The sequence below is a fragment of the Xanthomonas phaseoli pv. dieffenbachiae genome, from assembly GCF_008639345.1.
Lineage (GTDB): Bacteria > Pseudomonadota > Gammaproteobacteria > Xanthomonadales > Xanthomonadaceae > Xanthomonas > Xanthomonas phaseoli.
This window is the reverse complement of the sequence record NZ_CP041380.1, coordinates 4,555,502-4,577,521: the sequence shown is the minus strand read 5'-3', so window position 1 is coordinate 4,577,521 and position 22,020 is coordinate 4,555,502. Positions and strand designations below refer to the sequence as shown.

At 65.5% G+C, this 22,020-nt stretch carries 17 protein-coding genes and 2 pseudogenes; 12 read left to right on the top strand and 7 right to left on the bottom strand.

All coding sequences use genetic code 11. The features are described 5' to 3' along the window. The first annotated feature begins 16 nt into the window (after positions 1-16). A pseudogene (gene tssA, locus FLG15_RS20455) lies at positions 17-1,014 on the top strand (type VI secretion system protein TssA). A gap of 356 nt (positions 1,015-1,370) precedes the next feature. On the opposite strand, the gene FLG15_RS20450 reads toward tssA, so the two are convergent. Next, entirely contained in the window at positions 1,371-1,661 is a 291-nt protein-coding gene (locus FLG15_RS20450) for a DUF2782 domain-containing protein (RefSeq protein ID WP_017156324.1), read from the bottom strand. Between the two features lie 76 nt (positions 1,662-1,737). Between FLG15_RS20450 and polA the strand changes: the two genes are divergently transcribed. Then, positions 1,738-4,542 carry a DNA polymerase I gene (gene polA / locus FLG15_RS20445; RefSeq protein ID WP_057680008.1) on the top strand — a complete coding sequence of 935 codons (2,805 nt, stop codon included), beginning with the start codon at positions 1,738-1,740 and terminating at the stop codon, positions 4,540-4,542. An 850-nt stretch (positions 4,543-5,392) separates the two neighbouring features. Here polA and hemF read toward each other — a convergent pair. The 4 genes from hemF to FLG15_RS20410 all read right to left on the bottom strand — a co-directional run bounded on the left by hemF (position 5,393) and on the right by FLG15_RS20410 (position 11,554). Then, positions 5,393-6,292 carry an oxygen-dependent coproporphyrinogen oxidase gene (hemF, locus tag FLG15_RS20435; protein WP_057680009.1) on the bottom strand — a complete coding sequence of 300 codons (900 nt, stop codon included), beginning with the start codon at positions 6,290-6,292 and terminating at the stop codon, positions 5,393-5,395. A gap of 933 nt (positions 6,293-7,225) precedes the next feature. Next, on the bottom strand, positions 7,226-7,792 hold the full coding sequence (locus FLG15_RS20425) for a hypothetical protein (RefSeq protein WP_057680051.1): 567 nt from the start codon (positions 7,790-7,792) through the stop codon (positions 7,226-7,228). Continuing rightward, a complete protein-coding gene (locus FLG15_RS20420; protein WP_170922297.1) occupies positions 7,789-8,628 on the bottom strand; it encodes a hypothetical protein in 840 nt (279 codons plus the stop codon). Before FLG15_RS20420 ends, FLG15_RS20425 begins: the two co-directional genes overlap by 4 nt. Before the next feature lie 565 nt (positions 8,629-9,193). Beyond that, positions 9,194-11,554: a S9 family peptidase gene (locus FLG15_RS20410; protein ID WP_150147765.1), complete on the bottom strand. Its 2,361-nt coding sequence runs from the start codon at positions 11,552-11,554 to the stop codon at positions 9,194-9,196. Between the two features lie 600 nt (positions 11,555-12,154). Between FLG15_RS20410 and FLG15_RS20405 the strand changes: the two genes are divergently transcribed. Both FLG15_RS20405 and FLG15_RS20390 read left to right on the top strand, forming a co-directional pair. Next, positions 12,155-13,501 (top strand): AMP-binding protein, encoded by a 1,347-nt coding sequence (locus FLG15_RS20405; RefSeq protein ID WP_170922295.1) that lies wholly within the window; start codon positions 12,155-12,157, stop codon positions 13,499-13,501. 443 nt (positions 13,502-13,944) lie between these two features. After that, positions 13,945-14,790, top strand: a complete 846-nt coding sequence (locus FLG15_RS20390; RefSeq protein WP_150147217.1) for an AbiJ-NTD4 domain-containing protein — start codon at positions 13,945-13,947, stop codon at positions 14,788-14,790. A gap of 442 nt (positions 14,791-15,232) precedes the next feature. On the opposite strand, the gene FLG15_RS20385 is transcribed toward FLG15_RS20390, so the two are convergent. Both FLG15_RS20385 and FLG15_RS20380 read right to left on the bottom strand, forming a co-directional pair. Continuing rightward, complete coding sequence (locus FLG15_RS20385) at positions 15,233-16,240, bottom strand: chorismate transformation FkbO/Hyg5 family protein (protein WP_057680073.1); 1,008 nt, start codon at positions 16,238-16,240, stop codon at positions 15,233-15,235. Further along, a complete protein-coding gene (locus tag FLG15_RS20380) occupies positions 16,237-17,586 on the bottom strand; it encodes an NAD(P)/FAD-dependent oxidoreductase (RefSeq protein WP_150147762.1) in 1,350 nt (449 codons plus the stop codon). The genes FLG15_RS20385 and FLG15_RS20380 overlap by 4 nt, the downstream gene beginning before the upstream one ends. A 304-nt stretch (positions 17,587-17,890) precedes the next feature. Between FLG15_RS20380 and xanC the strand changes: the two genes are divergently transcribed. From xanC to FLG15_RS23625, 8 genes and pseudogenes are all read left to right on the top strand, one after another. Then, positions 17,891-18,160 carry a xanthomonadin biosynthesis acyl carrier protein XanC gene (xanC, locus tag FLG15_RS20375; protein WP_005914783.1) on the top strand — a complete coding sequence of 90 codons (270 nt, stop codon included), beginning with the start codon at positions 17,891-17,893 and terminating at the stop codon, positions 18,158-18,160. A gap of 37 nt (positions 18,161-18,197) precedes the next feature. After that, complete coding sequence (locus FLG15_RS20370; protein WP_162267529.1) at positions 18,198-18,881, top strand: COG4648 family protein; 684 nt, start codon at positions 18,198-18,200, stop codon at positions 18,879-18,881. 53 nt (positions 18,882-18,934) lie between these two features. Next, positions 18,935-19,684, top strand: coding sequence for a lysophospholipid acyltransferase family protein (locus tag FLG15_RS20365; RefSeq protein WP_057680076.1), 750 nt, complete (start codon positions 18,935-18,937; stop codon positions 19,682-19,684). Between the two features lie 11 nt (positions 19,685-19,695). Then, the gene (locus FLG15_RS20360) at positions 19,696-19,983 is read left to right on the top strand and encodes an ApeI family dehydratase (RefSeq protein ID WP_039569492.1); all 288 of its coding nucleotides are present in this window, start codon (positions 19,696-19,698) and stop codon (positions 19,981-19,983) included. Then, the gene (locus FLG15_RS20355; protein ID WP_017156312.1) at positions 19,980-20,954 is read left to right on the top strand and encodes a lysophospholipid acyltransferase family protein; all 975 of its coding nucleotides are present in this window, start codon (positions 19,980-19,982) and stop codon (positions 20,952-20,954) included. The genes FLG15_RS20360 and FLG15_RS20355 overlap by 4 nt, the downstream gene beginning before the upstream one ends. Further along, the gene (locus tag FLG15_RS20350; RefSeq protein WP_039569487.1) at positions 20,878-21,525 is read left to right on the top strand and encodes a LolA-related protein; all 648 of its coding nucleotides are present in this window, start codon (positions 20,878-20,880) and stop codon (positions 21,523-21,525) included. The genes FLG15_RS20355 and FLG15_RS20350 overlap by 77 nt, the downstream gene beginning before the upstream one ends. A gap of 84 nt (positions 21,526-21,609) precedes the next feature. Next, positions 21,610-21,891 carry a hypothetical protein gene (locus FLG15_RS20345; protein ID WP_370512607.1) on the top strand — a complete coding sequence of 94 codons (282 nt, stop codon included), beginning with the start codon at positions 21,610-21,612 and terminating at the stop codon, positions 21,889-21,891. Continuing rightward, positions 21,827-22,012 (top strand): annotated as a pseudogene (locus FLG15_RS23625) (hypothetical protein); the annotation flags it as partial. The gene FLG15_RS20345 and the pseudogene FLG15_RS23625, both read left to right, overlap by 65 nt. Positions 22,013-22,020 lie beyond the last annotated feature (8 nt).

Below are 22,020 nucleotides of genomic sequence, written 5' to 3'. Positions count from 1 at the left end.
CGATGGAGGCCGTGCCATGCAAGACGACCGTTCCCTGGAGACCCTGCTGGCGCCGCTCGGCGACGACGCCCCGGCCGGACCGGATCTGGAATACGACCCGGAGTTCCTGCGCCTGGAGCGCGAATCGGCCATCCGCGCCGAACGCGCGCTGGGCGAGAGCGTCATCGCCGCCGAAGAACCGGACTGGGACAAGGTGCAGGCGCTGGCGCTGGAGCTGCCTGGCTGCGCCTGCGCGGCCTGCCCGGCTGGGCCGATGCGCTGGCATTGATCCACGGCCTGCTTGAGCGCCACTGGGACAGCGTGCATCCGCAACTGGATGCCGACGACGACAACGACCCGACCTCGCGCATCAATGCGCTGGTCGGCCTCAGCGACCCGTTGGGTGTGCTCGGCGCGCTGCGCACCACCGCGTTCGTGCAGTCGCCGCGGCTGGGCCGCTTCAGCCTGCGCGATCTGCGCGTGGCCAACGGCAGCATCAAGCTGCCCGACGGCCAGAGCGGCCCCAGCCTGGCCGAAATCGAAGCCTGCTGCCAGGACTGCGCGCCGGAAACGCTGGCCACCTCCGCGCAGGCCATCGCCGAGGCGCTGGTGCAGGCGCGCGCGATCGATGCGCTGCTGAGCGAGCGTGTCGGCACCGCTGCCCCGGACCTACGGCCGCTACTGACCGACCTGCGCGATCTGGAGCGCTTCGTGCTGCCGCATTGGCAGGCGCGGCAGGGCATCTCGGCGCTCACCGAAGACGACGCGCAGGCTGCCGACCAGGGCCACGCCACCGCCACGGCAACCAGCGCCACGCGCCGCAACGACGAGATCGCCGGCCCCGACGATGTGAAGCGGCGGCTGGACGAGATCTGCGCCTATTACGCCCGGCACGAACCGTCCAGCCCGGTGCCGATGCTGCTGCGCCGCGCGCAACGCCTGGTCGGCTGCGATTTCCTGGCGCTGATGAAAGAGTTGGCCCCGGCCGGCATCGACGAATTGCAACGCGTCACCGGCCCGCTGGAAGAAAACTGAGCCGCTGAAAACGCATCGCCAGGCAAACAAACCCGGGCAGCTGGTGTCCGGCCGGGCAGCGCACGCCAGACAGCGGTTGTGCCGGACATGCAGGGCACGCTGAGCGGTGCGCCCAGCAATCGTGAGCACGGTTGGGCAGCGCCCAGCCGTGTGAAAGAGCGCCGGGCACTGCTGCATGCCGGCCGCCCATCATCAGCGCCACCGCAAGCGCATCACCGGTTTGCGGCGCGCGCAAGCGTGGATCTTCGCAGGCGCGGCCAAGGCAACGCACCGCAGATCAAAAACGCAACGCCACCGGGCGTCTCAACGTCCGACGCATGCCCCACGAATCCCGAATCCCAACTCCCAACTCCCAATCACCAGCTATAGAGCTGCCAATACACCTTATTAACCTTGTCCTTTTCCGCGTCGGTGTGGCCGTCGTGGTCGCGGTCGTACAGGAAGTAGGGCGCCCCGCGCGCTGGCGTCACCCTCACCATCTCCAGCTGGCCGTTGACGCGGTATTCGTCGACTTTGTCGCCATTGCCCATGGTCTTGCTGGTGACATCGGCGCCAGCCGGGATATCGCCACCGGCGCGGTCGCCGCCGCTGGTGGCACAGCCGCCGAGCAACAGTAACGGCAGCAGCAGAAGACGTGCTTTGTTCATTGTCGTTATCCGGATTGATCGCCGGCCAGTATGCGCTGGCGCGGTGTGCCCTGGGCGTGCAGCGTAGAATCGGGCCATGAGCAGATTAGTCCTGATCGACGGGTCCAGTTACCTGTATCGCGCGTTCCACGCGCTTCCGCCGCTGACCAATGCCCAGGGCGAGCCCACCGGCGCCTTGTTCGGCGTGGTCAACATGTTGCGCGCCACCTTGAAGGAGCGCCCGGCCTACATCGCCTTCGTGGTGGATGCGCCCGGTAAAACGTTTCGTGATGACTTGTATGCCGACTACAAGGCCAACCGACCGTCGATGCCCGAGGACCTGCGCGCGCAGGTGCAGCCGATGTGCGACATCGTGCATGCGCTGGGCATCGACATCCTGCGCATCGACGGCGTGGAAGCCGACGATGTGATCGGCACGCTGGCGCTGCAGGGCGCCGCCGATGGCCTGGCCGTCACCATCTCCACCGGCGACAAGGACTTCGCCCAGCTGGTGCGCCCGGGCATCGAACTGGTCAACACCATGAGCGGCAGCCGCATGGATTCGGACGCGGCGGTGATCGCCAAGTTCGGCGTGCGGCCCGATCAGATCGTCGACCTGCTGGCGTTGATGGGCGACACCGTCGACAACGTGCCCGGCGTGGAAAAGTGCGGCCCCAAGACCGCCGCCAAATGGCTGGCCGAATACGACTCGCTCGATGGCGTGATCGCCAATGCCGACAAGATCAAGGGCAAGATCGGCGACAACCTGCGCGCCGCGTTGCCACGCCTGCCGCTCAACCGTGCGCTGGTCATCATCAAGACCGATGTCACCCTGGCCAGCGGCCCGCGCGCGCTGGACCTGCGCGAGCCCAACGCCGAGGCGCTGGCGGTGCTGTACGCCCGCTACGGCTTCACCCAGGCGCTGCGCGAACTCGGTGGTGCGGTCGCCGCCCAGGTCGGCCTGCTGGCCGAACCGGTGGCGCTGGGCGCCGCTGCTGCCACTGCGCGCACCGAGCCGGGCCGCGCGCGCGGTACCGGCTTCGTCTCCGGCCCGGTCAACGCAGCGGTGGATCTGGATCCATCGCTGTCGGCGCCCGGCCAGTACGAAACCATCCTGACCCAGGACCAGCTCGACAGCTGGATCGCGCGGCTGCGTGCCGCCGGGCAGTTCGCCTTCGATACCGAAACCGACAGCCTGGACCCGCTGCAAGCCGATTTGATCGGCCTGAGCGTGGCGGCCGAGCCCGGCCAGGCGGCGTACCTGCCGTTCGGCCACAACTTCCCCGGCGCGCCGGTTCAACTCGACCGCACCCAGGCGTTGGCGCAACTGGCACCACTGCTCACCGACCCGGCCGTGCGCAAGCTCGGCCAGCACGGCAAGTACGACCTGCACGTGATGCGCCGGCATGGCGTGGCGCTGGCCGGCTATGCCGACGACACCTTGCTGGAGAGCTTCGTGCTCAATTCCGGCAGTGCCCGCCACGACATGGACAGCCTGGCCAAGCGCTATCTCGGCTACAACACCGTCAAGTACGAGGACGTCTGCGGCAAGGGCGCCAAGCAGATCCCGTTCGCGCAGATCAGCCTGGAGGACGCCACCCGCTACGCCGCCGAAGACGCCGACATCACCTTGCGCCTGCATCGCGTGCTCGGCCCCCGGCTGGCCAGCGAACCGGGCCTGGAGCGCGTCTACCGCGACATCGAAATGCCGCTGGTGGACGTGCTGGCCCGCATCGAGGCCAACGGCGTGTGCGTGGACGCGGACGAACTACGCCGCCAGAGCGCGGACCTGTCCAAGCGCATGCTCGCCGCCCAGCAGAAGGCCACCGAGCTGGCCGGGCGTAGCTTCAACCTGGATTCGCCCAAGCAGCTGCAGGCGCTGCTGTTCGACGAGCTCAAGCTGCCTGCGGTGGTCAAGACACCCAAGGGCCAGCCCTCGACGAATGAAGAAGCGCTGGAAGCCATCGCCGACCAGCACGAGTTGCCGCGGGTCATCCTGGAATACCGGGGCCTGACCAAGCTGCGCAGCACCTACACCGACAAGCTGCCGGAGATGATTCACCCGCAGTCCGGGCGCGTGCACACCAGCTACCACCAGGCCGGCGCCGCCACCGGCCGGCTGTCCTCGTCGGACCCGAACCTGCAGAACATCCCGATCCGCACCGAAGACGGCCGCCGCATCCGCCGCGCCTTCGTCGCCCCGGCCGGGCGCAAGCTGATCGCCTGCGACTACTCGCAGATCGAGCTGCGCATCATGGCGCACCTGTCCGGCGACCCCGGCCTGGTGGGCGCGTTCGAGTCCGGCGCCGACGTGCATCGCGCCACCGCCGCCGAAGTGTTCGGCCGCACCATCGACACCGTCAGCGCAGACGAACGCCGCGCCGCCAAGGCGATCAACTTCGGCCTGATGTACGGCATGAGCGCCTTTGGCCTGGCCCGCCAGCTCGGTATCGGCCGCGGCGAGGCGCAGGACTACATCGCGCTGTACTTCAGCCGTTACCCGGGCGTGCGCGACTTCATGGAAACCACCCGCCAGCAAGCGCGCGACAAGGGTTACGTGGAAACCGTGTTCGGCCGCCGGCTGTACCTGGATTTCATCAACGCCGGCAGCCAGGGCCAGCGTGCCGGTGCCGAGCGCGCCGCCATCAACGCGCCGATGCAGGGCACCGCCGCGGACATCATCAAGCGCGCCATGGTCAACGTGGACGGCTGGATCGCCGATCACGCGCAACACGCGAAGATGATCTTGCAGGTGCACGACGAACTGGTGTTCGAAGCCGATGTCGATTTCGTCGACACGCTGCTGCGCGAGGTCACCACGCGCATGGCGGGCGCAGCCGAATTACGCGTGCCGCTGGTAGTTGATTCGGGCGTTGGCGATAACTGGGACCAAGCGCATTGATGCGGTGAATGGGTGCGATATGCTGAATACGCAGATCAGCAATAATCCGTTCCAAACATAATGTGAATTCAGCTGAGTTAATGGAATGAATACCCCCTAAATTCTACATTTTTTTAACAGTTATCTTCACGATCCATCAATGTAGAAAATGTTGATATATCCCTCGACGGGCGCAACGCCTGTCGGTAGATCTCTCCCATCCCCTGGAGCAGATCTCGGAGCGGAAACTCCTCCCCAAGTTTCCGTTCCCTGGCCCCGCCGACCTCCCCCTGGTCTGCGGGGCTTTTTATTTGCGTCCTCCCACTATGCGCAAGCGTTGCAGCGTGAGTTGCGATGCTGCAGGCGCTTCGGTTGCGCAGGCGCGTGGCGTGTAGTGCACGCGTCAGCGACCCGCTGCAGGCAACGCGTTCGCTTGCGCCAGCGCCAATGCATGCCGCGTTGCAGCGTATGTGCCCCGCTTAACTCGCCGGGTGCGGCTATGCGGATGCATGCTGCGCCAGCGGTCTGGTAGCCACGTTACTCATTCAGGTTTATGGGAGTGCCGAAGCGCGCATTCATCTGTCGGCCTGCCGTCGTTGCGTCGCACACGCCAGCCCTGCACGCGCTTGCCGGGGCACGCTGCAATGCAGGCGATGGTGTGAGTTTGATTCTGCAGAAGAACAACGCGCCTCGCGTCACGCGATCGGCGCCTCTGCTGTGCCGTCACCGGGCGGCATGGCGCACGATGACGCAGTTGATCGAGCCGTCAGCAGGCAAGGCGCTTGCCCGCCACGCGCGCCGTAACGTGTCTGCCAGTGCCACCACCTGCGTGGACATCCGCCAGGACGCCCAGCCTACGGCGACGTTTCGATCAACCCAGCCAGTCGCGTGGAATCAGGTAATCGGCCAGACCTGCTTCGGCACTGCCTGGCTCCGGCGTGAAGCCGTACTCCCAGCGTACCCGCGGGGGCAAACTCATCAGGATGCTCTCGGCGCGCCCACCGCTCTGCAGACCAAACAGGGTGCCGCGGTCGTAGACCAGGTTGAATTCCACGTAGCGCCCACGACGGTACAGCTGGAACTCGCGTTCGCGCTCGCCATAGGGTGTGTCCTTGCGACGCTGCACGATTGGGATGTAGGCATCCAGGAAGCCATCGCCCACTGCGCGCTGGTAGGCAAAGTCGCGCTCGAAGTCCTGACCCAGATCGTCGAAGAACAGCCCGCCCACGCCACGCGTCTCGTTGCGGTGGCGCAGGAAAAAGTATTCGTCGCACCAACGCTTGTGCGCGGCATAGCGCTCTTGGCCAAACGGCACGCACAGCGCCTGCGCCACGCGGTGCCAGTGCTGTACGTCTTCATCGAAGGGATAGAACGGGGTCAGGTCGAAGCCACCGCCAAACCAGGCGGCCACCACCGCGCCATCGCGCTCGGCGCGGAAGTAGCGCACGTTCATGTGCGTGGTCGGGATATACGGGTTGTGCGGATGAAACACCAGCGAGACGCCGCATGCACGCCAGGTCGCACCGGCAAGTTCGGGCCGGTGCGCACTGGCCGACGGCGGCAGGCGCGTCCCGGACACATCCGAAAAACCGATGCCGGCCTGCTCGAACACCGCACCGTCGCGCAGGATGCGGGTCCGGCCACCGCCGCCTTCTTCGCGCTTCCAAACATCCTCGGCAAAGCGTGCCTTGCCGTCGGCAGCTTCCACAGCGGCGCAGATCCGGTCCTGCAGGTCGGTCAGATAATCGCGTACACGGTCGAATTCGTTCATGTCCCAATTCTAAGCCGTGCACTGGGCGTGGTGTATCCCGCGCAAGCGCGCCCGTTTGTCGCAGTGCGATGCGCGAAACGGATGTAAGCGCAGCGATCACTGCTGGGCAATGACCAGTCGAGTTGGTCGGTGCGCAAACTCCAGCGCGGCAGCCAACAGTCAGCCAACCGTGCGAGGTGTGCTTTCGTTTCGCGACAAGACCACCAGCAAACTGTCTGGTGAGGGCGCCGCTCCCTCGAGGTCTTTGCGCTGGCTGCAGCGCCCTTGTCTGCCCACCATCGCGGGACACGCTGCAAGCACGTCCCTGTAAGCTCCTTGGCGGCATCCATGCCGCCAAGGATCCCGCGACGGTGAGCGGCCAAGGACGCGTCAAGATGGTCGTATGCCAGTGCAACCGACCGGCGACACGTGCGTGTTCTGCAGCGCCGTTTCCGTATGAAGAGCACCTTCAGCAACTGCCGACCAATGTGCTGGTGCAGTGTCCTCGCCGCAAGGATGGGTTTACGGCGTGCGCCGCAAGCGATGGGCGCGCGGTGCATTCGACCTGGGCTTGGAGATACGCCAGGCAATCGCACACGCAAGCTTCCAGTGTTTTTATGCGCAGCTGGCGAGCGAGGCGTATTGCGTTGCAAGGCAGCTGATCGGCTGCAGACTGCAGTGTCCTTACCCGCTTCCAAGTCGCTAGAGCGTTATGTACTTTGAGGTGAATGCGAAGCGTCCTGTGGCGTGCCCAGACAAGGCGTGTTGGCCGCCTGGGCAAGGCGCGCAACGCGGTCTCGGCGCGCCACAGGACGCTTCCCGGAGGGTTGGTCGCCAGCGGCACGGAGCGGGCGCCGCGCGGCTTGCCTTGGCGCCAGCCAAGCCGGCGCCACGCAGCACCCGCTCCGCACCGCTGGCGGCCAACGCATCTCATCTCAAAGTGCATCACACGCTCTAAGGTTGCGAAAACTCCGCGCGGACAGCGGGCGTGCACAACCGCCAAGCCAATGCTGCGTGGACGCAGCCGATCGCCAGCGCACCCAGGCCGGTCAGCACCAGTGACAGTTGCTGGGTGGCCTGCAAACGCGCCTGCATCTGCGGCCATTCCGGGCTTTGCAGCACATCGGCGGGCAGCAGCATCTGCACATTGTCGAACAACGGCCCGATCAACGCCAGTCCGCCGAAATTGAGCAGGCCGGTCACCAGCAACACCGCCACGAAACCAAGCCTTGCCCACTCGCGCCGCTGCAGCAGCGCCCAACTCAACCCGCAGAACGCAGCCGAGAGCACCACGCCGGCGACGGATAACGATAGCGCGTGATCGATCAGCCACTGCCAGGAGGGGGGCAGGGTGATGCCTTCGGGCAGCCCTAGCGATGCCGCACCTGGCGTCAGTGCGATCATGGCGATCTGCACCAGATTGGCCAGCACGCTGACCACCCCCAGCAACAGCGAAACCCACGCCAATGGAGTGACGAAGCCACCACGCTGCTGCGCCGATGCTGGCCGGACGGCGCTCATTGCAGCGATGCGATGTGGGCCGCCACCATCGCCTGCCCGGGCGGATCCAGCGCAGGTTGCAGTTGCGCGTACCACTCGGGCACTGCGTCGGCAGGCAGGCATTGGCGCAACAGCGGCGTGCTGCGCTCAAGAAAGGCTTCGAGGAACGGCAGCCCGCGCACGTACAGGAAGTGGCTGTCGGTGATGGACATGCCAGCGTATGCCTCGCGCAGCCATTCCAAGTGCGGCAGCGCGTGCGCGCCGTGGCCGGCGCGGGTGAGCGCGGTGAGGAAGCTGGTACGCGCGGTCGCCGGCGAGGTGGACCGCTCCTGCGCATTGAGATCGTCGAAGGTCAGCAGCCACTGCTCGCCCTGGGCGATCTCGTTGCACATCGCCGAGGTGGTTGCCAGCTGCAGTGCGTTGTGTGCGGTGGGCTCCAGCGCGTACAGCGCCAGCCAGTGCGGGTAGGCTTCGCGATAGCGGTCCAGCGCACTCAACGACAGCGCGCACAGCCGCTGCGCATCGGCACCAAGGTGGAGCTGCGCCTGCGCAGCGTTGTAGGCACCGACATGGTCGCCGCGCTGAAACGCGCTCAGCGCCGGCTGTAGCACGGGGTCGATCTCGGCCGCCACCTCCGACGCGTCTGCGGCAGCGACAGACGCTGCCGTGGGTGCCGTGAGCGGCGTGTCTGCCGCAGTGCTCTTGCGTCCAAACAAACGGTCCCACAGGCCCATCGCGTCTCCCTTCCCTGCGCCCGTGGTGAGTGGAAGCGCCATCATGCCGGCGGCGCACCGGTCATGCGGCGGACCGGTGGGCAGCACGCGTGCAGCGATGGCAACTTGCCGGTCCTGCGCCAAGCTTAGAGCCACTGGCGTAGCAACAGGTGAGTGCGAAGCAACCCAGACGCCGAGGTTGGTGAGCCTGCGCACGTGCTGCGACGTGGATCCTGATCGCAACGTCGTCGCTGCCGATGGGCGGATCGGGACTGCGAGATGGCCTGACCCCGGCATCGACCAGCATGTTGCCGGTGGGGGCGCCCATGAACACCTTGATGCCTGGTGCATCTGCGTGCAATACGCGCAACACCCGAGCCCTGCGCGTGTCGTCCATCTCTATGCGCGGACGGCACGCACAGTCTCGACGGGTTTGGAGCGTGTTATGCACCTTGAGATGAGATGCGTTGACCGCCAGCGGTGCGGAGCGGGTGCTGCGTGGCGCCGGCTTGGTAGCACCAAGGCAATCTGCGCGGCGCGCGCTCCGTGCCGCTGGCGGCCAATCTTTTGGGGAAGCGTCCTGTGGCGCGCCGATACCGCGTTGCGCGCCTTGCCCAGGCGGCCAGCCTGGGACGCAGCGCAGCGCAGCGCACGCCTTGCCTCGACGCGCCACAGGACGCTTCGCGCTCACCTCAAAGTACCGAACACGCTAAGGCTTCACCTGCTCGTTGAACAGCTTGAGGATGCGCTTGTACTCGTCCAGCCACGAATCGGCGCGCGTAAAGCCGTGGCGTTCCAGCGGGTACGGCGCCACCTGCCAGTTGTCCTTGTGCAGCTCCATCAACTTCTGGGTCATGTCGACCGAGTCCTTGAAGAACACATTGTCGTCGATCATGCCGTGCGCGATCAGCAGATGATCGCGCAAGCCCTCGGCGTAGTTGATCGGCGAGGACGTCTTGTAGGCCTCCGGATCGAGCTCGGGCGTGTTGAGGATGTTGGAGGTGTACTCGTGGTTGTACTGCATCCAGTCGCCGACCGGGCGCAGCGCCGCTCCGGCCTTGAACGTGCCAGGGCTGCGGAACAACGCCATGTAGGTCATGAAGCCGCCGTACGAGCCGCCATAGATGCCGGCGCGTGCGCGATCGCCCTGCTTGGTGGCCACCAGCCAGTCCAGGCCATCCAGATAATCTTCCAGCTCGGGGTGGCCCATGTTGCGATAGATCGCCGTGCGCCAATCGCGGCCGTAGCCTTCGGAGGCGCGATAGTCCAGGTCCAGCACGATATAGCCCTGCTGCACCAGCAGGTTGTGGAACATCTGCTCGCGGAAATACGGGGTATAGCGTTCGGAGACATTCTGCAGATATCCGGCGCCGTGCACGAACATCACGATCGGATACTGCTTGCCCGGCTCGGGTGTCCTGGGCCCGTAATACTTGCCCCAGACCGTGCCGGCGCCGTGCTTGGACGGGATTTGCACGTACTGCGGCGCAATCCACGGCTGCGCCTTGAAGGCGGGCGTACGGGTGTCGGTGAGCACGGTGGTTTGGCCGCCGGTGGCCGGCACCACGGCCAGTTGGGTCGGTAGATAGCTGCCGGAGTAGCGCACCAGCAACTGCTGGCCGTCGGGCGACAGGTTGAAGCCTTCCACGCCGTTCAACGCAGTGATCTCGGTGAGCTGATCGTTGCGCAGATCGAGCTTGCAGACTTCGTAATCGCCCGGCCATTTCTGGTTGCACAGGAAGAACATGCCGCTGCCATCGGCGCTGGGCACCGGCATCGACACTTCCCACTTGCCGCGCGTGCGCTGGCGCGGCTTGCCGTTGCCGTCCACGGTATACAGCTGCGAATAGCCGGATTCTTCCGACAGCAGCCACAGCGTGCGGTTGTCGGGCAGCCAGCCGAAATCGTTGAAGTCCCAGTTGATCCACGCGCTGTCGCTCAAACGGTGACGCGGCTGCAGCTTGGCGTTGTCCAGGTCCACGCTGGCGATCCAGCGGTCCTTGTTGTCCACCGCGCGAATTTCCACCGCCACATTGCGGCCGTCGTCGCTCCAGTGCACGGCCGGCCCGCTGCCGTCGCCATCGCTTTCCACGCGCACTGCGCGGTTGCCCTTGAGAGGGTCACGCTTGGCGGCCTTGCGCAAGGCCGCCAATGGGTCGGTGGCGATGCCGGGGAGCGGATCGAACGACAGCGATTTGGCCGTGCCCGCGCCGACATCCACCAGCCACAGCGCATGCGCGGCCGGTGCGTTGCGGCCGACACGGGTACGCACTTCCTGGAATTCTTCGTAACCGGATTCGGTCACGTATTTGGGCATCTTGCCGGCCTGGCCTTCGTCGGCGTTCTTGGCCTGTGTGACCACCAGCAGATGGCGGCCGTCCGGCGACAAGGCGCTATCGACAATTTCCACCTCATCGCCCAGATACACCGGCGCTGCCGCACGCGTGGCATCGGCGCGGCGCCAGGCATCTTCCTGCGTGCGTAGCGCGTCGCGTTGCTCCTTGTCGCGGCGCAAGGTGGCCAGCGTCGCCAGTTGCTGCTCGCGCAGCACATCGGCCTTGGGAGCGGCGTTGGGATCGCGCTCGGCCTTGACCACCGCCACCTGCGCGGTGCCGCCGTCGGCGCGCCAGTGGTACCAGTTGTTGCCCGCGCGCCAGATCGCACCGCCGTCGCTGGCGAACTGCGGACGCGATTCGGTCTCGTTGCTGCGGGTCAGCTGGGTCAGCGCACCTGTGCGCAGGTCTCGCAGGAAGATGTCGCCGTTACGTGCGAACAGCATGCGCTGACGGGTGGCATCGTAACTGGGGTTTGCCGCATCCAGGCCGGCGCGCGCGGTGTCGGCCACACGTTCGGCGGTGCCGCCGCCGATGCTCTGGCGATAGGTGTCGCGTACCGGGCTGCCATTGCGCTTGAGCAGGTATTGCACCTGTTTGCCATCCCATTGCCACCAGGCCTGGTCCACCGACGGCCCGATCCAGTCCGGGTCGGCCATCGCCTGTTCGATGGTGAGCGGGGCGGCAGACTGCGCATGCGCAGTGGTGGCCAGCAGCAGAAGGGTCAACGGCAACAATCTAGGCATCGGACACGGCTGGACGCAAAGGAGAGCGCGCAAGCCTAGCAGTTCGCCTTCGCCGCGGGCTGGGCCACAGGTCATGCGTGCGTGGCTGCGTGCAGCGCGCAACAACTAACCGCTCGTGATTAGCGGCCGCGACCGTGCCGAGCGCTGCGCAAGGCATGCAGCGACAGGCGACAGCAGTGCATGGCATCAGCGAGGCGCGAGACGCCAGCCAAGCAATGAACTCTTCAACGCGACTGGGCTGACGAAGCCAGGCGTGCGCGTGCCGGGCTGGCACAAACGCAGACGAATCCGGGAGAAATTTCGCAGGAATATGGAAAACGTCGTTGTGCACAGGTATCGCACGACAGCCATTCACAGCGGGCGCGAATGGCCGCATCGCAGCGCCCGGCGCTGCCATGCCGAGGTAGGATCTCGGCCCGCGAGCAGGGGATTTGCCGTGCCGCACAAGGCACGCGCCGCACACGCAACTGCGCCGGCCGCCCAATTGCCAGGCGCTCGCGCCGATCGATGCGGCTTGCAGCGGGAACCTCCCGACTTGCCAGCAGCGCGGGTGGCGGCCAAGCTAGCGCGCTTTTGCGACCGTCGGTTTTCATGTCCAGCCAGCCTGCTCCCGCTATGTCCCATCCGATGGCTGTTGGTGCGCTCGACCGGCCGCTGGCCTGGCGCGCGGGGCAGTCGGTCGATCTGGCCACCTTCATCGCGCATGTGCACGGGCTGGCGCAGCAGCTGCCCGAAGGTCGTCATGCGGTAAATCTGTGCGAGGACCGCTACCGGTTCATGGTGGCGTTCTACGCGTGTGCGCTGCGCGGGCAGGTGTCGCTGCTGCCATCGTCGCGCGCACCGGCGGTGGTGGGCGAAGTACAGGCGCGCCACGCCGATGCGTATTGCCTGGGCGATCTGGACTTGGAGCTCGCGCCGCCGCGGTATTGGCAGCTGCCGGCCGAATTGCCGCAGGCCAAGGGCCCGATTCCGCAACTGGCCGACGACGCACTGGTGGCGATCGGTTTCACCTCCGGCAGCACTGGCAGCCCGCAACCCAATCCCAAGACGTGGGGCAGTTTCTTGACCAGCACGCGCCAGGACCTGGTCGCGCTGGAAAGCCTGTGGGCGCACACCGACGCCGTGCCGCACGTGGTCGCCACGGTGCCGCCGCAGCACATGTATGGCATGGAGTTGTCGGTGCTGCTGCCGATGGTGACCACCCTGGCAGTACACGCCGGGCGCCCGTTCTTTCCGGACGATGTGGTGCGTGCGCTGGCAGATATTCCCGCGCCGCGTGTCTTGGTGACCACGCCGGTGCATCTGCGTGCGTTGGTCGAATCCGGTGTCGCATTGCCGCCGCTGGCTGGCATCGTGTCGGCCACTGCACCGCTGGCTCCGGAAATCGCCGTTGCGGCTGAAGCGCGTTTCGGCGGTGAAGTGCGCGAGATGTTCGGCTCCACCGAAACCTGCGTGTTCGCTGTGCGTCGCACCGCATTGGAAGCGGCGTGGACGCCCTTGCCCGGCGTACGCCTGGAAACGCAGGCCGCAGGCACGCTGGTGCATGCGCCGCATCTGGCCACGCCGGTGCTGCTGGCCGACATGATGGACGTGGCCGACGACGGCCGTTTCCAGGTGCGCGGCCGTCAGGCCGATCTGCTGGAAATTGCCGGAAAACGCGCATCGCTGGCCGACCTCACCCGGCGTCTGCTCGCCATTCCCGGCGTGGTCGACGGCACCATCGTGCAACTCGTGCCCGATCCCGGCCAAGCGGTCGGCCGCATCGCCGCGCTGGTGGTCGCGCCCACCCTGGACGAAGCCCAGGTGCTGGCCGCACTGCGCGTCAGCGTGGATCCGGTGTTCCTGCCGCGCCGCCTGCGCAAAGTCGCGGCATTGCCACGCAATGAAACCGGCAAACTGCCGCGCGATGTGGTGCTGGGACTGCTCAAGGGTGAGTGAGGCTGGGTAAGCCCGTCTGCAGGTCGCTCACGCCGGCCGGGTGAGCGGATGGCTCACTGGTCAGGCGCTGGGTGGGCGCAGAGATAGGCTGCGGTGGAGCAATTCAGTTGGTGGGTCCTACTTCGGTCGGTTCGATGGCATGCATGCGGTCGGCTTCGGGGGAGTGGTCATTACCGTTGCTGGGTTGCGGTAAGTTCGTTGCTTCGCACTTGTACGTCATTGCCGTGCTGCGCTCATTGCATTGGCTTTGTTGGCACCCCGCACGGGGGCGTCGCTGGGCAAGCTCCATCTCGCAAGCTGTGGCAAACTCGGCCCAGGCGGCAGTGCTGGGGAGCATAGTTGCACCATCCAACCTTCGCGGCCACTCACTGGCCTACAACTCATTCAAGCCGAAGGTGCTTCGCAACTCGGTTTAATTCAAGCGTTAGCTGACAGGGGAAAAAATGTCGTTTTCACAGCGCATGGGCCTGAAGCCCATTAGGGAACTAATCCAGGCTGACGGAATGGACACTCCGTTAAGAAATGCCCTGTGGGATGCCCTGCATTTATGCGTATGGTCAAAGGCGAAGAATCTTGTGCGGTACGGACACGTGTCGGGATCAAATGTTGAAATGCTGATCTTTCAACTGTGGCATCGCTTCTTCAACCTCCCTATCGACAAAGCGCCTGACTATACAGGTGATGCTGTCGAACAAGTGCGCCAATTCCATTTCGGCTGCGATTGGAATGAATGTTACGACCTGCTTGAGTTCTGCGTTACCTATGCACCTGACGATCTCGCCAAGGCGCTGACGAAATTTGCTAACGTCGTCCTCCAAGAGCACATTTCCGGTTACCGAATAGTTGATTGGAAAGTGACTCCCATAACAAACTCGGAAGAGATAGAAAGCATCCAGCAGGCCCTTGGCAATCCAGCTGTGAATGCTGGCGCGACTGCGCATTTCAAGCTTGCTCTCCAAATGCTGTCCGACCGAAAAGCTCCGGACCATAGAAACTCGATCAAAGAGTCAATAAGCGGTGTCGAGGCGATCTGCAAAGAACTGACCAAAGATCCATCCGCAACACTTGGCCAAGCCCTCAAGCCGCTAGAAGATAAGGGGCTACTTCATCCGGCGCTAAAATCTGCTCTATCCAAGCTATACGGGTATACCTCAGATTCCAGCGGCATTCGTCACGCAATGCTCGACGAACCGTCACTCACATTCGCAGACTCAAAGTTCATGCTCGTTGCCTGCACAGCTTTTGCAAACTATTTGATCGAAGAATCACGTTCCACGGCTGTCAGTTAACAACTCATGTATGGACTCACATTGCAATAGCGCACAGCGTGATCGTTGATGGGCGAAGCGGATCGGTTGCAGTCGTGTATACGGCCTTGGGTTGAGCATTGAGTGCTTGTGCCATCATGAAATGTCCGACCTGGGGACCGAGCCCTTGGTCGCGACGTTGCCTGCAATATCTGCGTTGTGGCAGGCGCGGCGGCCAGGAGGATTGCCAGAGCAAGCACTTTGCCTCCTTGAGAACGTGGTCTTGCCGAAAGCGCACACGATCAGACCGGGAGATATCGCCGGCCAGTGCCTGGGCCCGGCATGGTCGGCGACGAGATAGATCAGCATCTGGCGCAATGATGATCGTCTCTGCCTGGCGCATGCCGCATACGGCAATGCGCATGTCAGTGGATAGCGGCTCGCAGGTCGTCCCGGGCTGCGGCCTCCGCACGCACGGCATCAGTCAGCCATGCACACCATCGATCTCCACCGCCAGCTCATCGCGGCAGATCACCGCGTGCAGCAGCAGGCGCGGGACCGCATCGCCGAAGCGCGCATCCAGTGCCTGCGCAACCCTGGGCAGGTCGTCGTGTTCGCGCACATAGACTTTCAGGCGCGTGCCGGCGCCGAACTGCGCGGGTAACGCAGGCGCATGCTGACGCGCGGCACCGAGCAGCGCATCGAAATTGGCGAAGGTTTCTTCCAGCTGCGCCAGCAATTGGCCGGTATGCATCGAGGCGTGGCCCACCACCGCAGCGGTGCCCGACAGCAGCAGCGGCATGTCGCTGCCGGCCGGCGGCAGCATGGCACGGGCGAAACTGGGTGGCTGCGGGCCGTACTGACGCGGGTAGTGGTAGGCACTGACCTGGCGCGGGTTTTCCAGCGGCGTGCCGGCATTGGCGGCGGCCAGCCAGTAGATCTGGATGATGCGCTCGGCATCGCAACGGCCCACGGCGGTGGCGGCCGGCAATTGCGCGGTGTCGAATGCGCCCAACCCGCGTGCACGGCCCACGCAGAATTGCCGGTAACGTTCCCGATCGCCGCTCCCCAGGGTGATGGCGTCGAGGTAATTCCAGATCCGCAGCAACCGTGGCGTCTGGCCGTTGCTGACGAAGGCGGTGATTTCCGCGTACGCCCTGGCGGCGGCTTCTTCGATATCCACATCCTGCTCGTCGATCTCGATCACGCCGAACTGCAGGTGCCCATCGCTGGACCAGGCGATGTTGCCCTCGCGGCCGCTGCTTACCTGCGCATCGGTGCGCCACACTTCCAGCACGCTGGCCTGGTACGGCTGCAGCGGCACGCGCAGATAGCGCGGGTCGTGCAGGCGCGGCGCCGCATCGCCGAAGCCGAACGCGGCCAGCACCTGCGGGTCGGCCAGCAGCACGGCAGGGTCGGCCTGGTCGACATAGTCGACCTGCAGCCGGGGATGGCGCACGGCGTGCGTGGTCTGGGCCTGGGAAGCGGTCATTGAGCGTCTCGTTGTTGCGTGTCGCGTTGCAAGGTGTCGCCGTCGAAGCCGAGCTTGGCCTGACGTCGGCGATGGCGCCACGACTGCCAGGCGCGCGGCATCATCGACAAGGTGGTGAGTGCGTACAGGGCGCGAAAGGCGCGCAGGCGGATGCGGACTTTGGGGGCGTCGAACACATCGCCGGCCAGCATCGCCACCACTGCCTGTTCCACCTGCCAGGTGTTTTGCGGGTGCGCGAACAAGGCGCGCATGGTGGGCGAGGTGAAGCGGTAGATGAACCACTTGAATTCATCCACGCCGCGTGTGAGTTCGCGCTGCAGCTCGCGCTGCAGTTTCGCCTCCGAGTGCGGTGCGCGCAGTGCCGCATCCACCATCGCCGCGCCGCGTTCGGCGCTGTGCATGGCCAGGAATACGCCAGAGGAAAACATCGGGTCGACGAAGGTGTAGGCATCGCCCAGCATCAACCAGCGCGGCCCGGCCATGCGCGTGCATTCGTAGGCGTAATTGCCGGTGGCATGCACCGGTGCCACGCGCTCGGCCCCAAGCATGCGCGCGTTGAGCTCGGCGTTGAGCGCCAGCGTGCGCATCAAGAAGCCCTCGCTGTCGCCCTTGCGGGTCTTCATGTAGTCCGGGTAGCAGACCGCGCCCACGCTCATGATGTCGTCCGGCAGCGGAATCAGCCACATCCAGCCGTGCGCATGCCGGTAGATGCTGATGTTGCCGGCATCCTCGCCCGGGCGTCGTGTCACGCCGCGGAAATGGCTGAACACCGCGGCCGACTGATGCTTTGCATTGGCGCGTTTGAGCTTGAGGCGGTTGCCCAGAAAGGTGTCGCGGCCGCTGGCATCGAGCAGATAGCGCGGGCGGAACTGCTGCACGCCACCATCTGCCGTGCGTGCCTGCAGCACCGGTCGTCCGCCCTCGAACAGGACTTGCTCCACGCAGACCTGCTCGCGTGCATCCACCCCCACCGCACGCGCACGCTGGAACAGCACGTGGTCGAATTGCGCACGCGGCACCTGAAAGGCGAAGTCGGCCTTGGCATCGAGCGCGTGGGAGGAACGGAACGTGTTGTAGCCGCCGCTGTCGTTGGGAAAATCTGCCCCACGCTTCAGCACGCCGATGGCGCGCACCTCTTCCAGCACGCCCAGGCGCTCCAGAATCGGCATGTTCATCGGCAGCAAGGACTCGCCGATATGAAAGCGCGGGTGCTGCGCCTTCTCGAGCAGGGTCACGGACCAACCGAGCTCGGCAAGTGCGATGGCCGCGGTGCAGCCAGCCGGGCCGCCGCCGACGATCAGGACATCCGGACACTCCGGTCCGGGAGCCGGCCCGGCTGCCGGCATGGCGGTCGGGGTGGGGCGAACAGCGGTGGAAGTCATCCTGGAACGAACCTGCGGCGGGCGAGCGTCAAGCAGTCATGATAGCCTGACCGGCGGCCCGCCCAGCTTGCGGCGCGCCGATTCATCGGTGAAGAACGACCGGCAGCAGGCGCAGGCGCCGGCCAGGCTGCGCGGCAGATGCTCGGATTGGCAGCGGCGGCAACGTACACTACGGCCCGACGCGACGCTCATGCATGCCGATGGCCGCCCGCGCTGCTCTTGCTTGTTCTCACTCATGTTGCCCGACCCTGACCTGTGGAAATCCTGGATGTCCTCGCAAACCGCTGCCGAACGTGAACTGGCCGAACTCCTGGTCGAAAGTCTGAACCTGGAGGACGTCCAACCCGCCGACATCGATCCGGAGGCGCCGTTGTTCAATACCGGGCTGGGGCTGGACTCGATCGACGCGCTGGAACTGGCGCTGGCGATCAGCAAGCGCTACGGCTTCCAGCTGCGCTCTGACAACGACGAAAACCGTCGCATCTTCGCGTCGCTGCGCGCACTGTCGGCGCATGTCCAAGCCAACAAGACCGTCTGACCTGCCAACTGCGCCATCCCCCGACGCACCCGCGTGGGTGCTGGGGCTGGGCGTTCTGCTGGCGGTGGCGTATTCGCCGTTGGCGCATTGGGCCAATGCCAGTCATCGACCGGAATTGGCCGTCATCGCCGGTGGTTTGCTGGTGCTGATGGTGTTGATCGAACCGATGGTTGCGCGCCGGCCCTGGGCCTGGGCGTTGGCGCTGCTGCTGCTTGCCGGGCTGGGTGCGCTGTGGCATTCGCCCTACGCGATGTTGGTGCTGGCGGCGCCGCCAGTGGTGTTTACCGGTTGGGTGGCCTGGTTTTTCGGGCGCAGCCTGCGCGCCGGAAGCACGCCACTGATCACGCGCATTGTTGAAGGCCTGTACGGCCAGGCCGGCATGCTGATCACGCCCGAACAACGCCGCTATACGCGCCGCCTCACGCTGGCCTGGGCCGTGCTGCTGTGCGGCCTGACCCTGGCCAATCTGGTGCTGGGTCTGTGCGCCGAGCCCAGCGGCGTGCTCGCGCAGCTGGGGCATGCCTCGCCGCTGCCGATCAGCGACGCGCGCGCCTCGTTGTTCGCCAATCTGCTTGCCTATGGCGTGATTGGCGGCTTCTTCGTTGGGGAATATCTATTGCGTGGTCGCTGGTTTCCACAGCGCCCCTATCGTAATCTGCCAGACTTCTTGCGTCAGATGGCGCGGCTCGGGCCGGATTTCTGGCGCGATCTGCTGCGCTGAGTGCGTGGCCTGGGGCAGCGACGGACGTGCATATTTTCGGGGACAAGACAAAAATGCCGTTGGCAAGGATGCCGTCGCGCCTGGCGTGGGCTGTGTTCAACCTGTTGCAATTGGCGTTCACGCTGGCCTTTACCGCTGGCGGCATCGTCTATGCATTGGTGGTGCTGGCGATCACCCGCGATGCCGACCGCCTGCTGCGCATGGGCAGCTGGATGTGGGCGCCGGTGCTGTTCCGTGGCGCGGGCGCCACCGTCATCGTGGAAGGACGCGAGCGGGTGGATTGGTCCAAGAACTATCTGTTCGTGAGCAACCACCAGTCGATCATCGACATCTGTGCGCTGTTCCATGCCTTGCCGGTGCCGCTGCGCTTTTTGCTCAAGCAGGAAATGCGCAAGGTGCCGTTCGTGAACTGGTATGCGCGCGCCGCCGGCATGCTGTTTCTGGACCGCGACAGCCGCAGGGCAGGGGCACTGGTGCGGCGCCAGGCTGCCGCACTGCTGCGCGAGGGCAAACAGTTGTGTCTGTTTCCCGAAGGCACCCGCAGCCGCACCGGCGCATTATTGCCATTCAAGGCCGGGCTACTGCAGGCCGCTATCGATGCTGGCGTGCAGGTGGTTCCGGTGGCGCTGGATGGCTGCGGCAAGGTCTTGCCGATCGATGGCCTGTTCAGGGTGAGGCCGGGCATCATCCGCGTGCGGATCGGTGCGCCGATCGCGGTGACCGGGCCGGATGCGCCCGATCGCCAACAATTGACCGAGCAGGCACACAAGGCCGTGGCTGCAATGCTTCAACCCAGGATCTGAGTTCTGCGCTTATGGATTTCGTTGTGCCGCATGATCATCCCTGCCTGCCCGGACATTTCCCGGGCCGTCCCGTGGTGCCTGGCGTGGTCGTGCTCGACCATGTGCTGCAGGCGGTGGAAGCCCTGCATGGTCCGCGCGCGGCCATGCGCCTGCCGCAGGTGAAATTCGTGCAGCCCTTGCTGCCCGGCCAGACCGCCTCGGTCACGCTGGAAGGCGATGGACCGCGCTGGCGCTTTCGCGTGCAACGCGACGAGGCGTTGCTGGTCAGCGGCGAACTGGTGGCCGAGGCAGCGGCATGAGCAAGCACTGGAAACAGCGTCCGGAAGGTGGCGGGCGCTTTGCGTTGTGGCTGATTCGCGGCATCGCCCGGCACGCCGGACGTGCGGTGGGGCGTGCGCTGCTGTACCCGATCACCCTGTACTTCCTGCTGGTGCGTGGCCCAGAGCGCGCCGCCTCGCGTGCCTATCTGGGGCGGGTGCTGGGCCGCCCGGCCACGCTGCGCGATGTGGCGCGGCACATCCACACCTTCGCCTCGACCATCCTGGACCGGGTGTACATGCTGTGCGGGCAGATGCAGCGCTTCCGCGTGGACATCACCGGCCTGGATCAACTGCACACGCAAATGGATCGCGGCCGCGGCGTGCTGATCTTCGGCTCGCACCTGGGCAGCTTCGATGCGCTGCGCGTGCTGGCCACCGAGCGCCCGGACGTGCAGGTCAAGGTGGTGCTGGACAAGGCGCACAACCGCGCCATGACCGACCTGCTGGGGGCGCTCAACCCGCAGCTGGCCGCCAACATCATCGATGCCGGCATGGACGCGACCTCGATCGTCATGGCGATCAAGGAAGCCACCGATGCCGGTGCGCTGGTGGCGCTGCTGATCGATCGCCCGCGCGAAGGCGACCCGGCGCTGCCGGCGATGTTCCTTGGTCGCAATGCGATGTTCCCGACTTCGCCGTGGCTGATCGCCGCTGCGCTCAAGGTGCCGGTGGTGCTGGCGTTCGGCCTGTATCACGGCGGCAATCACTACGAGCTTGCGTTCGAAACCTTCAGCGAAGGATTGGACGTGCCGCGTCGTCAGCGCGCCCCGGTGCTTGCGGTACTCATGCGCGATTACGCTGCCAGGCTGGAACATTACACCTGCTACGCGCCGTACAACTGGTTCAACTTCTACGATTTCTGGAACACCCACCATGCCGATGTGCCGCACCCTGCCGTGGATGCTGATACTGCTGTTCAGCGCCGCACCGCTATGCGCCGCACCGCCTGAGACGCTGGACGTCGGGCAGGTGCTGCAGCGCCTGGCGCGCCCCGCACCGGTCAGCACCGAATTCGTCGAATTGCGCGGCTCGGCCTTGCTGAAGACGCCATTGCGCGTGGAGGGCCACTACCGCCGCCCGGACGCCCAGACGCTGGTGCGCGAGGTCAGTGCGCCGTATCACGAAACCACCACGCTGACCGGCGACGAAGGCGTGCTGGAACGCGAAGGCAAATCGCCACGCCGTTTCTCGTTGAGCCGCGTGCCCGAGCTGGCCGGCTTGAAGTCCGGCTTCGGCGCGTTGCTGTCCGGCGACCGCGCGCTGCTGGAACAGCACTACAGTGTGAGTGGCCAGGGCCAGCCGCAGGCCTGGCAACTCACGCTGCAGCCCAAGGACGCTGCCGTGGCCAAGCAGGTGCACGCGTTGCGGCTGTACGGACGCAACGACGAACTGCGGTGTATCGAAAGCGTGCCAGCCAAGGGCGACATGCAGCGCACGCTGCTGGGCAGTGCCGCGCGCGCGGCTGCCGGCGTGACCGATGCCGCCGCGCTGACCACGCTCTGCCACGGTTCGGGCGCGTGACCGCGCGCTGGATGGTTGCGCCGGTCGTCTCCAGAAACATCACAGCATTCGCCGCGGAAAAGCGCACATCGCCGATAACGCCCGATGCCGCGCGCGCGGCCGGTGGGCGTTCGGCCGCTGCAGCAGGACATCCATTCCATGGCGCTTGAATTGAACGCAAACCGCCGCATCGGCCTGGCGCTGCTGTGGCTGGCGTTGCTGGCGGTGGCCGGATTCTGGTTGAGCGAGACGCTCAAGGTCACTGGCGATCTGCGCAAGTTCATGCCCGCCCTCAGCAAAAACGACGCGTCGTTGCAGCCCGATGCCGCGCGCGCGGCCGGTGGGCGTTCGGCCGCTGCCGCAGGACATCCATTCCATGGCGCTTGAATTGAACGCAAACCGCCGCATCGGCCTGGCGCTGCTGTGGCTGGCGTTGCTGGCGGTGGCCGGATTCTGGTTGAGCGAGACGCTCAAGGTCACCGGCGATCTGCGCAAGTTCATGCCCGCCCTCAGCAA